Below are 12461 nucleotides of genomic sequence, written 5' to 3'. Positions count from 1 at the left end.
GGATGTCCAGGAAGCAGTTCAGCGGATCGGCCGGGTTGTTGAACATGCGGCGGAATTCGAGCTTCTCCACCTCGACCGCGACCTTGGCCGCTTCGCCTTCGATGGTGATCAGCCCGGCGTCGTCGCCATCTTCGCTCGACATCTCGAACAGTTCGCTGTTGTCCGAGAGCTCACCGGTAAGGCGGTCGAGCACCAGCACCACGTCTTCGAGGGATTTTTTCTCACGCCCCAGGTCCTGGGCGCGCTTGGGGTCGTTCCAGACCGTCGGGTCTTCCAGCGCGGATTCGACTTCTTTCAGTTTCGATGCTTTGGCATCGTAGTCAAAGATACCTCCGTAACTCGACCACGCGGGTGGTCAGGTCGGCGAGCTGGCTACGGATGGTGTTGACGCGTTCTGCTTCCATGATGGGACCTTGATGTGTTTGGCGGGGGGAAGGGCGCGCCCCTCGACACCGGGGTGGGAGTGGGCACGTAAACCGCGATTTTCTCACGCGAACGGTGAGAGGCCGCCTGCGCCCGCCGATCCCGCAGGGAAGGCACGCGCTTAGAAGCGCAAAGCGGTGCCGAACATGATGCCGGCCGAGCCGAGCAACTGCAGCTCCACGCTCACCGCGGGCGTCAGGCGGTAGCCCAGGGCGGGGATCAGACCCGGGGAGAAACCATGGTGGTTGGCCGGGACTTTGCCCTCGTACCGGTCGACATAGCCAAACAGCACGCCGGCGCTGATCGATCCGTAGAGCCTGGGCATGACCGGCACCAGCGCGTTCCATGTTTTGCCCATGTAGACATAGCCCGAGGGCTGGCCGAAGGAGTTGCGGAACAGGCTGAAGCCGCAAAACCGGTCGTCGGGCAGCCGCTGGGTGAAACCCAGGGCGTACACGGGCTTGTGTTCGTCAGAGCGCGTCCAGTGCCGGGTGAAGGGCGAGATGAACAATTCGTGGTGCCGGTCCTTGGCGTCCGGCGGGTTCCAGCCAGGGCATGGCGCGTAGTCCTGGGCGCCTGCGCGGGCGGCGAGCATGGAAACCAGGAGAAACGCGAAAAAGGCTCGCATGCGGTGCCAGGGAAGGGGTGAGGGGTGCTGCAAAATTGTGCCATTGAAGTTTTGACTGACCCCATGACCGTTTCCAGCGCCTCCGTGTCGCCCGCCCTGGGCCGAAGCATTCACCTGGCCCTGTGGGTCCTTGGGCTGGTTTTTCTGCTCCCGGGTTGCGCCGCGGTGGACACCTGGCAGCGAGAAAAGATCTACCGCCCGACCGCGCTGCAGAACGACGCTGAAAAACAGGCCCTGCAGGCGGCGAACCCCGAGGTCGGCCTGTTGCGCGTCCCGTCGGGTGCGGCGGGCGAATGGGTGGAGGTGTTGCAGGTGCCCGCCCTCGGCACCCCGGCGCGGGACATCCGGGTGCTGTACCTCCACGGCACCTTTCGCCACGCCTACCAGAACCTGCCCAAGACCCTGCCCATGCGGCGCGCCGGCATGGCGGTGTGGGTGCCCGACTACCGGGGCTGGGGTGGCTCCAGCCCGCGCCTGCCGGATGAGCCGGGCATCCACGACGACGCCTGGACGGTCTGGCAGTTCCTGCAAGCGCAAGGGTCGCAGAACCCCTCGGTGCGCTGGGTGATCTACGGACATTCCATGGGCACGGCCGTCGCCACCCGGCTGGCGGCGCGCCTGAACGCCTCAGGCGGCGGCTACTGCGCCCTGGTGCTGGAGAGCGCGTTCACCAGCTTCTCCGACCTGGCGCAGGCCAGTGTGGGCTGGGCGGGCCGCGCGCTGGTGGGCATGGGCACGCAGCGCATGGCGGCCAGCGAGGACATCGCCGGGGTCCATGGGCCGGTCTGGTTCCTGCACGGATCGCAGGACACCACGGTGTCGATGGCGCAGGGCCGGCGCCTCTACGACATGGCGCCCGCGCCGAAGTTCTGGCGCGACTGGCCGCTGGGCCACAGCAACCTGCACACCGACACCACCGGCAGTTACGACAAGACCTGGCAGGACATCGCAGCAGGGTGTTTGTGACCCACCCCCGCGCCACCTGCGGCGTCACCCCCTCAAGGGGGCGATGCGAGTGGCCCGGCGAAGCCGGCTCCACCGCATCCCGGTGGGGGCGATTGCTCGGGAGAGGGGTCTGCTGTCCTCAGCTCTTGCGCGCGCTCAGGAAACGTTGCTCAGGAAGCCCTCGATCAGCCCGGCCAGCCGCTCCGGCTGGTCGTGGTGCAGCATGTGGGCCGCGTCTTCGATCACGGCGTGGTGCAGGTTGGGCACGGCCTTCAGGCGCTCGTGGTACTGCGCCAGCGTGAAGCGGCCCTTCCACCACTGTGAGAGGCTGTCGTCGCTGGCGGTGACGCTGAGCACCGGTGCGCTGATGCGGGCGTAGATGGCGAGCGTCTCGGGCAGCTGGTAGAGGTGGGCGTTCACCACCTTGTGCGCCGCGTCGCCGAGGATGGCCCACCGGCCCTCGGCATTGGGCGCGGCCCACTGGCGCGCCAGCCAGCCGGCCTTGTCGGCGCCCAGGCGCGGGTTGGTCTTCATCAGGCGGCGTGCCACGCCCTCGGCCGAGTCGTAGGTCTTGAGGTTCATCTCGCCGCGGCGCAGGGCCTTGAGTTCGTCCAGCCACTGCGCGTAGCGCCCGGGCGCCTGCGCGGGTCGCGTTTCGGGCATGCCGAAGCCTTCGAGGTTGATGAGACGGCGGATGCGCTCGGGCCGCACGCCCGCGTACATCATGGCCACGTTGCCACCCATGCTGTGGCCCACCAGGTTCACCGCCACGCCGGGCGCAAAGTGGTCGAGCAGGGCGTCGAGGTCGGCGAGGTAGTCGGCGAACCAGAAGTTGTCGGGAGCAGCGCACCTTGCCCCCATGCTCCCCACTTCGTGTGGTCGCTGCCCCCCGAGAGTGCTCGCATCGGCTTGGGGCGGCCCGGCGCCGATGCGCACCTTCGTCAGCCCATACCCCCGCCAGTCGGGCGCGATGATCCAGTGGTCGTCGGCCAGCGCATCGACCATGAACTGCCAGGAGGCGGCCACGTCCATCCAGCCGTGCACCAGCACCAGCGGCGCCTGGCCGGGCCGGGGTTCGCCCCACTGTCGCACGTGGTACTGCAGGTGGCGGATCGGTACGAAGATGCTGCGCGAGGCTTTGAGGGCTTGGTACATTCGATTCATCATAAAGACGAGCAGGAGACACCGCATGCCCCAGCGTCAAGGCCGTGACACCCCGACGTCCGGCGTGGACCATCACGATGAGCTGCACCGCCGTTTCGGCTGGCGGGTGCCGGAGCACTTCAACATGGCCGAGGTCTGCTCGCGCCGCTGGGCGGCCGATCCTGAGGTTGCGGCCCGCACCGCTGTGATCGCCTGCACCGCCGACCGCCCCGACCAGCACCACAGCTACGGCGAACTGCAGCAGCAGGCCAACCGCCTGTCCAACGCACTCGCGGCACTCGGCCTGCGGCGCGGCGACCGCGTGGCCATCGTGATGCCGCAGCGTTTCGAGACCGCCGTGGCCTACATGGCCGTGCTGCAGATGGGCGCGGTCGGTGTGCCGCTCTCGCAACTCTTCGGCCCCGAGGCGCTGGAGTTCCGCCTGCAGGACAGCGAAGCCCTGGTCGCGATCTGCGATGCGAGCACGCTGGCGGCCGTGCAGTCCGTGAGCGCGCAATGCCCGCAACTGCACAGCGTGATCGCAGTGGATGCGCCAGAGAGCCGCGTGCTGCACTGGGCACCCGTGCTGGCGCAGGAACCGGCCGCCTTCGACGCGGTGAACACCCTGGCCGATGAGGCGGCGGTGCTGATCTACACCAGCGGCACCACCGGCAACCCCAAGGGCGCGCTGATTCCGCACCGCGCGCTCATCGGCAACCTCACCGGTTTCGTGTGCAGCCAGAACTGGTTCGGCTTCGACCCGTGGGATGCGACGGTGCAGAGCGAAGCGGTGTTCTGGTCGCCGGCCGACTGGGCCTGGACCGGTGGCCTGATGGACGCGCTGCTGCCCACGCTCTACTTCGGCCGCACCATCGTTGGCTTCAACGGTCGCTTCAGCCCGCAGACGGCGTTCGAGCTGATGCAGCGCCACGGCGTGACCCACACCTTTCTCTTCCCGACCGCGCTCAAGGCCATGATGAAAGCCTTCCCCGAGCCGCGCCGCCAGTTCACGCTCCAGTTGCAGGCCATCATGAGCGCGGGTGAGGCCGTGGGCGACGCGGTGTTCGCCTACTGCCGCGAGCAACTGGGCGTGACGGTCAACGAGATGTTCGGCCAGACCGAGATCAACTACATCGTGGGCAACTGTGCGCGGCTGTATCCGGCAAAGCCGGGATCGATGGGCAAGGGCTATCCGGGCCACCGTGTGGCGGTGATTGATGACGATGGCAAAGAGTGCCCCGTCGGTGTGCCGGGCGATGTGGCGGTGCACCGCCTCGACGTGCACGGCGACCCCGACCCGATCTTCTTTCTGGGTTATTGGAAAAACGAGGCCTCGACCCGTGCCAAGTTCACCGGCGACATGGCCAGCAGCTGGTGCCGCACCGGCGACCTCGCCACGCGCGACGCCGACGGCTACCTCTGGTACCAGGGCCGCAGCGACGACGTGTTCAAGGCCGCGGGCTACCGCATCGGCCCGAGCGAGATCGAGAACTGCCTGGTCAAGCACCCGGCGGTGGCCAACGCGGCCGTGGTGCCCAAGCCCGACGCCGAGCGCGGTGCGGTGGTCAAGGCCTATGTGGTGCTGGCCCAGGAGTACCTGGCGGCGACGCCGGGGCGGCGTGTGGGCGACGCGGGTTTCGAAGCACGGCTCGTGAATGAGTTGCAGGCGCACGTGAAGGGCAAGCTCGCGCCCTACGAATACCCGAAAGACATCGAATTCGTCGAATCACTGCCGATGACCACCACCGGCAAGGTGCAACGCCGCGTGCTGCGGCTGCAGGAAGAGGCGAGGGCACGGGCCGGCGCCTGATGCATGGCGAGCTCCCGGAGCGAAATGCCTCAACCGCAGGATGCGGTGGAACCGGCTCCGCCGGGCCACTCGCATCGCCCCATCGAGGGGGTCGCGCGAAGCGCGGCGGGGGTGGTCACTTCCTCTCGACGACCCGAAGCTCCAGCTGCCGTTGGCCGGCCTTGCCCTCGGTGGTGAGGCGGGTGATGTCGGCGCCACGCGCGAGCAGGTAGTCGCGCACGCTCAGCGCGCGGTCCAGCGCGAGCATGCGGTTGGCGGCGTCGCTGCGGCCTTCGTCGCCGTTGCCCACGATGTGCACACGAAACGTGGGCCGACTTTCGAGCCGTTTGCCGAGGTCATTGAGCTGGCGCGCCAGACCGGGCTTGACCGCCGAACGGCCTTTGTCGAAGGCCGACACGGCGGGGACCTCCATGGACGAGGGCGGGTCGGAGGCGCGTGGCGCGGGCGGTGCTCCGCCGCCACGCGGCGGGGTCGAGCAAGCCGCCAGTGCCAGGAGCAACACGGGCGGCACGGCGCGGAGGGCGGGTGACAAGCGGGGCATACCTGAACTCCTTGTGGGGGTGGCGCCGGTGGCGACAGGGCCGGTGCGGGCACGGCCCTAAACTTATAGACCGGTTTCTTCCTTCATTGTCCTTTCATACGCATTTGCACACCTCTCCATGAACACTGTTGCACTCGGCGCCAGCGGCCTGCCGGTCACCCCCATCTGCCTGGGCACCATGACCTTCGGCGAACAGGTCCATCAGGCCGACGCCCATGCCATCCTCGACCGTTCGCTGGAGCGCGGTGTCAATTTCATCGATGCCGCCGAGATGTACTCGGTGCCGGCCAAGGCAGAAACCTGTGGCGCCACCGAAACCATCATTGGCCACTGGTTCGCGAAACACCCGGGTGCACGCCAGAAGATCGTGCTGGCCACCAAGGTCGCCGGTCCGGCGCGCGGCATGCCCTGGATGCGCCCCGAGGTCAGCAAGGCCGGCATCATCGAGGCCTGCGAAGGCAGCTTGAAGCGCCTGCAGACGGACGTGATCGACCTGTACCAGATCCACTGGCCGGCGCGCAACGTGCCGGCGTTCGGCGCCATCTATTTCGATCCCGCCAAGGACAAACCCATGCCTTCGGTGCTGGAGCAGCTGGAAGCGCTGTCCGGGCTGGTCCAGGCCGGCAAGGTGCGCGCCGTGGGCCTCTCGAACGAATCGCCCTACGGCGTGCACGAGTTCGTGCGCCTGGCCGAACAGCACGGACTGCCGCGCGTGGCGACGGTGCAGAACCCGTACTGCCTGATCAACCGGACCTACGAGAACGGGCTGGACGAAACCTGCCACCGCCTGGGCGTGTCGCTGCTCGCCTACTCGCCGCTGGGCTTCGGCCTGCTGACAGGCAAGTACGACGAGACGGGCCTGGTCGGCGACCACGGGCGCATGGCGATCTACGACAGCATGAAGGCCCAGCGCTGGGGCCGCCCCGAGGCGCTGGCCGCTGCGAAGCGCTACAACGGCCTCGCACGGGACCACGGCATGACGCCATCGCAGCTGGCGCTGGCGTTCTGCTACCGCAACCCCAAGGTGGCCAGCACCATCATCGGCGTGACCTCGCTGACGCAGCTGGATGAATGTCTGGATGCGTGGGACACCCAGCTCTCTCCCGAACTGCTCAAGGCCATCGACGCCATCCGCTGGGAGCTGCGCGACCCGGCGCAGTGATCAGCTCACCCCTGCCGCGCTGCCCGAGACCCCCTCCAGGGGGCGATGCGAGTGGCCCGGCGGAGCCGGCTCCACCGCATCCTGGGTCAGACATCGTTCTCGTTGCACCTGTTCATGGCGAAAAAAACGCACATTTCCGAGACGCCCGCTACCGCCTGGCTCAAGGCCCAAGGCGTGCTTTTCACGGAGCACCCCTACGAGTACGTGGAGCACGGTGGTGCGCAGCACAGCGCTGCGGTGTTGGGCTTTGACCCGTTTGCCGTGGTCAAGACCTTGATCATGCAGGACGAGACGGCCAAGCCGCTGGCCATCCTCATGCACGGCAACCGAACGGTGTCCACGAAAAATCTGGCGCGGCAGATCGGTGCCAAGTCGGTCGAACCCTGCAAGCCCGAGGTGGCCAACCGCCACAGCGGCTACCTGGTGGGCGGCACCTCGCCGTTCGGGCTGAGGCGCGAGATGCCGGTGTACGTGGAGTCCACGGTGCTGGCGCTGCCGAAGATATGGATCAACGGCGGGCGCCGCGGTTTTCTCGTCGGCATCGATCCGGCGGTGCTGGCCGCCCCGCTGGGGGCGAAGCCGGTGCAGTGCGCGCTGGCAGAATAAGCGCCGGTGTCGCGCCGCGTGCGCGGCATCAGAACCACAACGAGGGCATCGCCTTGGCATACATCACCCCCATCCTCGCCACCGTCCTGGCCTACCTGATCGGTTCGCTCTCGTTCGCGGTGCTCGTCAGCAAGGTGATGGGCTTGAACGACCCGCGCACCTACGGCAGCAAAAACCCTGGCGCCACCAACGTGCTGCGCTCGGGCAGCAAGAAGGCGGCCATCCTCACGCTGCTGCTCGACGCGCTCAAAGGCTGGCTGCCCGTGGTCGCCGTGAAGTGGTGGGGGGAGTCCTGGGGCCTGGGCGACGGCACGGTGGCGCTGGTCGGGCTGGCCGCGTTTCTCGGCCACCTCTGGCCGGTCTTCTTCCGCTTCCAGGGTGGCAAGGGCGTGGCCACGGCGGCGGGCGTGATCATCGGCTTCGAGCCCTGGCTCGGGCTGGCTGTGTTGCTGACCTGGGTGATCGTGGCCTACGCGTTCCGGTATTCGTCGCTGGCCTCCATCGTCACGGCGGTGTTTGCGCCGGTCTTCTACCTGTTTGGCAACCACGTGGCCTGGCGCGCGCCTGGCATGCTGGTGCTGAGCCTGGCCGTCATGGGCCTGCTGCTGGTGTGGCGCCATGCGGAAAACATCAACCGCCTGGTGGCGGGCAAAGAGAGCAAGCTGGGAGCGAAGAAATCATGAGCCACGAGATCCAACGCATCGGCATGGCCGCGCGCTACAGCGAGGCCGCCGTGTTCAACGGCGTGGTCTACCTCGCCGGCATGGTGCCCGAGCGCGGCGATACCGACATCACTGGCCAGACCGCCGACGTGCTGGCGCAGGTCGAGCAGCGGCTCAGGGACGCGGGCAGCGACAAGTCGCGCATCCTGCGTGCGCAGATCTACCTGACCGACATCCGCGAGATCGGGTTGATGAACGCCGTGTGGGACGCGTGGGTGGTGCCAGGCACCGCGCCACCCAGGGCCACGGTGCAGGCCGCGCTGGCAGATCCGGCATGGAAGATCGAGATCGTGGTGACGGCAGCCCAGACCCTGTAAGCCGCTCAATGCGGCGCGAAAGTCAAGGTCTCCCCTCGGGCCGAGATGTCCGGGTCAAGATCGCGGCGGAACCGGCTTGGCCGGGCCGCTCGTGATGCCCCCTTGATGGGGTGACGCGCGCAGCGCGGCGCCGGGGGAGGGCCAGTTCAGAACCTTTTTTCCAGCGTCAGCTGGTCGTTGGTTTTCTGCATCTGGAAGCGGTTGAGAAAGCTGTTGCCCAGCAGCACAAAGGGCATGGGCTGGGGCGACACCACAGCTTCCACGTCATAGGCCACCAAGTCGCCGACACGCACCGAATCCAGGCGGATCAGGTAACCCGTGGACGTGCCGTTGGCGGTGTTCATGTGGACCTTCTGGCCGTGTTCGTACTTCAGGTTGATGCGCCTGGCGTCCGCCGCACCCATGGCGACCGTGGTGGCGCCCGTGTCGAGCAGAAACTGCACCGCCTTGCCGTTGATCTGCCCTTGCGGCACGAAGTGGCCGCTGGGATCGGCGGTCAGCACGGTGCGCTGCCCACCACCGCCCGAGCGTCCCTTGCCCACGCTCACCGGCGCGCCGCCCACCTGCAAGGTCTGGCGCTTGCCGTCCATTTCAACGGTGGCGGTGTCACCCTCCACCGACAACAGCTTCACACCGCCCACGGCCTGCCCGATGGACAGAAACTTGGGTGGCGCGCCATCGACGATGACCAATGCCTTGCCTCCCGCCACACCCGAGAGCGCGACCTGGGGCTCGGTCTGCGCATGGGCGGCCAGACCGGCGGTCGTCAGACACAGGAGCAGCGACAAGGTCGGCCAGCGGATCGGTTTCAAGGGGTCTCCCCGTGTTTCGGATGGGATGGTCAGCGACCGCCGACGACCGTGGTGTAGTCACCGGCGTACCGTTTTTCCATGAACTGGTGCATCTTGAGCGCCGCGTTCTTGCAGTTGTTGGCGTTGACGGCGGGGTCGCTGTTGATGCTCAGCTCGATGGTGCTGCTCAAGGCGCGATCGAACTGCGCCAGGGCGTCGACCCGTTCTGTCGCGGTCAGGTACTTTTCCATCAGGCGCTCGCTGGCCGCGATGGCGGCAGCGCGTTCGCTGCGCCAGCCGTCGAGCAGGCTCTGCATCGCTGGCGCCTGCTCGAGGGCGTGTTTCTGGCAATGTTCGATGCGCTTGCGCAGCCCCGTTTGCAACCCGGTGATGTGGACGGCGGCGTCGAGGCGGCGCTTGTCGTGTGGGTTCTTGACGCGCTGATCCAGGGGCAGCGACAGGTTGACGGGGGGGCCGTCGTTCTCCGCAGCCGGGTGCAGCGGTGGGGTGCTGGGGCCACAGGCGCTGTCCTGAAGCACCAGGGTGCCGTCGGCGCCTTTGCATTTGAAGACCGCAGCGTGGGCTGCGCCGGTCAGCGCGACGGCCCCGGCTGCGATCACCAGCCAGCGGCGCATGAAGAAACGTGATCGCATGGAAACGGCGCGCAGGGTCAGTCGCGGAAGTTGTTGAAGCTCAACGGCAGGTCTTTGAGTTCGCTCTTGATCAGGGCCATGGCGGCCTGCAGATCGTCGCGTTTGGCGCCGGTCACGCGCACCGCGTCGCCCTGGATGGCGCCTTGCACCTTGAGCTTGCTGCCCTTGAGCACCTGCTGGATCTTCTTGCCGTCTTCGGTGCTGACGCCGTTCTTCACCTTCACCACCTGCTTGACCTTGTCGCCGCCGATTTTCTCGACCTTGCCGGCATCGAGGAAGCGCACGTCCACCCCGCGTTTGACCAGCTTGCCGAGCAACACGTCGTTGACCTGGGTGAGCTGGAAATCGGCGTCACCGAACAAGGTGATCTCTTTTTCCTTGTCTTTGAGTTCGATGGCGGCGCTGGTGCCTTTGAAATCGAAGCGCGTGCCGATTTCGCGCGCCACTTGCTCGACGGCGTTTTTCACTTCCACGAGATCGGCTTCAAGAACGGTGTCAAAAGAGGGCATGGTGCGGGCTCCACAGAGCGTGAATGAGACAATCGACAGATGTTAGTCGAGAACAACGTGGCGCTACAGGCGCTCAACACCTTTGGCATTGCGGCGCGCGCACAACGTTTCGCGCGGCTGCGCTCCGAAGCCGATCTGGCCGATCTCATGGCCAGTGCCGAGTGGTGCGTGCCGTCGCCCACGGCGCCGGTGTTCGTGCTGGGGGGTGGCAGCAACCTGGTGATCACCGGCGACATCAAGGCGCTGGTGCTGAAGGTGGACATTCCCGGCAAGCGCCTGGTGGAAGAATCCCCCAAGGGCTGGCTGGTGGAGGCGGGCGCGGGCGAGAGCTGGCACGCTTTCGTCGCCTGGACGCTGGCGCAGGGCTGGCCCGGGCTGGAAAACATGGCGCTGATTCCCGGCTCGGTGGGCGCCTCGCCGGTGCAGAACATTGGGGCCTATGGGGTGGAGCTGCAGGACCGTTTCCATTCGCTGGATGCCATCGACCTGCAGACCGGGAAAGCCTTCACGCTGGACGCTGCGCAGTGCGGCTTTGGCTACCGCGACTCGGTGTTCAAGCACACGCCGTCGGATCAGCGCAGCTTCGGTCTGGCCGGCCGGGCGCTCATCACCCGCGTGCGCTTCCTGCTGCCCAAGCCCTGGAAGCCCGTGCTGGGTTACCTGGACCTGGAGCGCAAGATGGCCGAGACCGGCATCCACGCGCCCGATGCGCAACAGATCTTCGACTGGGTGGTCGCGATCCGCCGCGCCAAGCTGCCCGACCCGGCGGTCATCGGCAACGCCGGCAGCTTCTTCAAGAACCCGACCGTGACACCCGATCAGTGCGCCGACATCATCGCGCGCGAGCCGAAGGTGGTGCACTACCCCATGGCCGACGGCAGCATCAAGCTGGCCGCAGGCTGGTTGATCGACGCCTGCGGCTGGAAGGGCAAGAGCGTGGGCAACGCCGCGGTGTACGAGAAGCAGGCGCTGGTGCTGGTGAACCGCGGCGGGCCCGCCCACCCTTGCACGGGGGGCGAGGTGATGACGCTCGCCAAGGCCATCCAGACCAGCGTGTACGAGCGCTTTGGCATCCGGCTGGAGCCTGAGCCGGTGGTGGTCTGAGACGGCGCCGTTTGGCCTTGCAGGCAAAAAAAAGCCGCTCCGGAGAGCGGCTTTTTTGTGGGCGAGGCACGGGGGCTTATTCGCCCTTGTCGCCTTCCAGTCGCAGCATCTGCGCACCTTCACCCAGCGACAGCAGGCCGCTCTTGGCGTAGATGCCGAGCTTGGCGCGCGTGTCCACGATGTCGAGGTTGCGCATGGTCAGCTGGCCGATGCGGTCCAGCGGCGTGAACGGCGCGTCTTCCACCTTTTCCATGCTCAGCCGCTCCGGCGCATAGGTGAGGTTCGCGCTCTCGGTGTTCATGATGGAGTAGTCGTTGCCGCGGCGCAGCTCGATCGTCACCTCGCCCGTGATAGCGCGCGCCACCCAGCGCTGGGCGGTTTCGCGCAGCATGATGGACTGCGGGTCGAACCAGCGGCCCTGGTAGAGCAGGCGGCCGAGCTTCAGGCCGTTGATGCGGTACTGCTCGATCGTGTCTTCGTTGTGGATGCCGGTGACCAGGCGCTCGTAGGCGATGTGCAGCAGCGCCAGGCCCGGGGCTTCGTAGATGCCGCGGCTCTTGGCTTCGATGATGCGGTTCTCGATCTGGTCGCTCATGCCCAGGCCGTGGCGCCCGCCGATGCGGTTGGCTTCCAGGATCAGGTCCACCGGCGAGTCGAAGGTCTGGCCGTTCAGGGCGACCGGCTGGCCTTCTTCAAAGCGCACCGTCACGGTTTCGCGTTTGACCTCGACCTCGTCTTTCCAGAACGCCACGCCCATGATGGGGTTGACGATGGTGATGCCGCTGTTCAGGTGCTCCAGGTCCTTGGCCTCGTGCGTGGCGCCCAGCATGTTGCTGTCGGTGGAGTAGGCCTTTTCGGCGCTCATCTTGTAGCCAAAGCCGTTGGCCGTCATGAAGGCGCTCATCTCGGCGCGGCCGCCCAGCTCGTCGATGAACAGCTGGTCCAGCCAGGGCTTGTAGATCTTCAGGCTGGGGTTGGTCAGCAGGCCGTAGCGGTAGAAGCGCTCGATGTCGTTGCCTTTGTAGGTGCTGCCGTCGCCCCAGATGTGGACATCGTCTTCCTTCATCGCCGCCACCAGCATGGTGCCGGTCACGGCGCGGCCCAGCG

At 66.9% G+C, this 12461-nt stretch carries 14 protein-coding genes and 1 pseudogene; 7 read left to right on the top strand and 8 right to left on the bottom strand.

Annotation, left to right across the window (positions count from 1 at the left end; all coding sequences use genetic code 11):
- Together IV088_RS12725 and IV088_RS12720 are read right to left on the bottom strand one after the other, a co-directional pair.
- A pseudogene (locus tag IV088_RS12725) lies at positions 1-404 on the bottom strand (PCRF domain-containing protein); the annotation flags it as partial.
- Between the two features lie 140 nt (positions 405-544).
- Complete coding sequence (locus tag IV088_RS12720; protein ID WP_291102433.1) at positions 545-1018, bottom strand: hypothetical protein; 474 nt, start codon at positions 1016-1018, stop codon at positions 545-547.
- A 96-nt stretch (positions 1019-1114) separates the two neighbouring features.
- Here IV088_RS12720 and IV088_RS12715 point away from each other — a divergent pair, with 96 nt between their 5' ends.
- Complete coding sequence (locus tag IV088_RS12715; protein ID WP_291102431.1) at positions 1115-2017, top strand: alpha/beta fold hydrolase; 903 nt, start codon at positions 1115-1117, stop codon at positions 2015-2017.
- A 135-nt stretch (positions 2018-2152) separates the two neighbouring features.
- Here IV088_RS12715 and IV088_RS12710 read toward each other — a convergent pair whose 3' ends face one another.
- Positions 2153-3151 carry an alpha/beta hydrolase gene (locus IV088_RS12710; protein ID WP_291102429.1) on the bottom strand — a complete coding sequence of 333 codons (999 nt, stop codon included), beginning with the start codon at positions 3149-3151 and terminating at the stop codon, positions 2153-2155.
- Positions 3152-3185: 34 nt separating this feature from the next.
- On the opposite strand from IV088_RS12710, the gene IV088_RS12705 reads away from it, so the two are divergent.
- Entirely contained in the window at positions 3186-4949 is a 1764-nt protein-coding gene (locus IV088_RS12705) for an acyl-CoA synthetase (RefSeq protein ID WP_291102426.1), read from the top strand.
- Positions 4950-5064: 115 nt separating this feature from the next.
- Here IV088_RS12705 and IV088_RS12700 read toward each other — a convergent pair whose 3' ends face one another.
- On the bottom strand, positions 5065-5490 hold the full coding sequence (locus IV088_RS12700; RefSeq protein WP_291102424.1) for an OmpA family protein: 426 nt from the start codon (positions 5488-5490) through the stop codon (positions 5065-5067).
- A 118-nt stretch (positions 5491-5608) separates the two neighbouring features.
- Between IV088_RS12700 and IV088_RS12695 the strand changes: the two genes are divergently transcribed.
- The 4 genes from IV088_RS12695 (at position 5609) to IV088_RS12680 (ending at position 8297) form a co-directional block, all read left to right on the top strand.
- Complete coding sequence (locus IV088_RS12695; protein WP_291102421.1) at positions 5609-6652, top strand: aldo/keto reductase; 1044 nt, start codon at positions 5609-5611, stop codon at positions 6650-6652.
- 114 nt (positions 6653-6766) lie between these two features.
- Positions 6767-7258 (top strand): aminoacyl-tRNA deacylase, encoded by a 492-nt coding sequence (locus tag IV088_RS12690; protein ID WP_291102418.1) that lies wholly within the window; start codon positions 6767-6769, stop codon positions 7256-7258.
- A gap of 53 nt (positions 7259-7311) precedes the next feature.
- The gene (plsY, locus tag IV088_RS12685) at positions 7312-7941 is read left to right on the top strand and encodes a glycerol-3-phosphate 1-O-acyltransferase PlsY (RefSeq protein WP_291102415.1); all 630 of its coding nucleotides are present in this window, start codon (positions 7312-7314) and stop codon (positions 7939-7941) included.
- Positions 7938-8297 carry a RidA family protein gene (locus IV088_RS12680; protein ID WP_291102413.1) on the top strand — a complete coding sequence of 120 codons (360 nt, stop codon included), beginning with the start codon at positions 7938-7940 and terminating at the stop codon, positions 8295-8297. The genes plsY and IV088_RS12680 overlap by 4 nt, the downstream gene beginning before the upstream one ends.
- A gap of 146 nt (positions 8298-8443) precedes the next feature.
- Here the strand turns inward: IV088_RS12680 and IV088_RS12675 are convergent, their stop codons facing one another.
- From IV088_RS12675 to IV088_RS12665, 3 genes are read right to left on the bottom strand one after another with little or no spacing between them, the layout of a single operon-like run.
- Positions 8444-9109 (bottom strand): TIGR02281 family clan AA aspartic protease, encoded by a 666-nt coding sequence (locus tag IV088_RS12675; protein WP_367171586.1) that lies wholly within the window; start codon positions 9107-9109, stop codon positions 8444-8446.
- A gap of 29 nt (positions 9110-9138) precedes the next feature.
- Positions 9139-9741: a hypothetical protein gene (locus IV088_RS12670; RefSeq protein ID WP_291102411.1), complete on the bottom strand. Its 603-nt coding sequence runs from the start codon at positions 9739-9741 to the stop codon at positions 9139-9141.
- Positions 9742-9758: 17 nt separating this feature from the next.
- Entirely contained in the window at positions 9759-10250 is a 492-nt protein-coding gene (locus IV088_RS12665) for a YajQ family cyclic di-GMP-binding protein (RefSeq protein WP_291102408.1), read from the bottom strand.
- A 39-nt stretch (positions 10251-10289) separates the two neighbouring features.
- Between IV088_RS12665 and murB the strand changes: the two genes are divergently transcribed.
- Positions 10290-11354, top strand: coding sequence for a UDP-N-acetylmuramate dehydrogenase (gene murB, locus IV088_RS12660; protein WP_291102405.1), 1065 nt, complete (start codon positions 10290-10292; stop codon positions 11352-11354).
- A 76-nt stretch (positions 11355-11430) separates the two neighbouring features.
- Here murB and argG read toward each other — a convergent pair.
- Positions 11431-12461 (bottom strand): argininosuccinate synthase (gene argG, locus IV088_RS12655; protein WP_291102403.1); only part of this gene is annotated, 1031 nt, incomplete at its 5' end.

The sequence above is a fragment of the Hydrogenophaga sp. genome (assembly GCF_018780075.1).
Lineage (GTDB): Bacteria > Pseudomonadota > Gammaproteobacteria > Burkholderiales > Burkholderiaceae_C > Hydrogenophaga.
The sequence above is the reverse complement of the archived record's forward strand: the minus strand, read 5'-3'. Positions and strand labels throughout refer to the sequence as shown.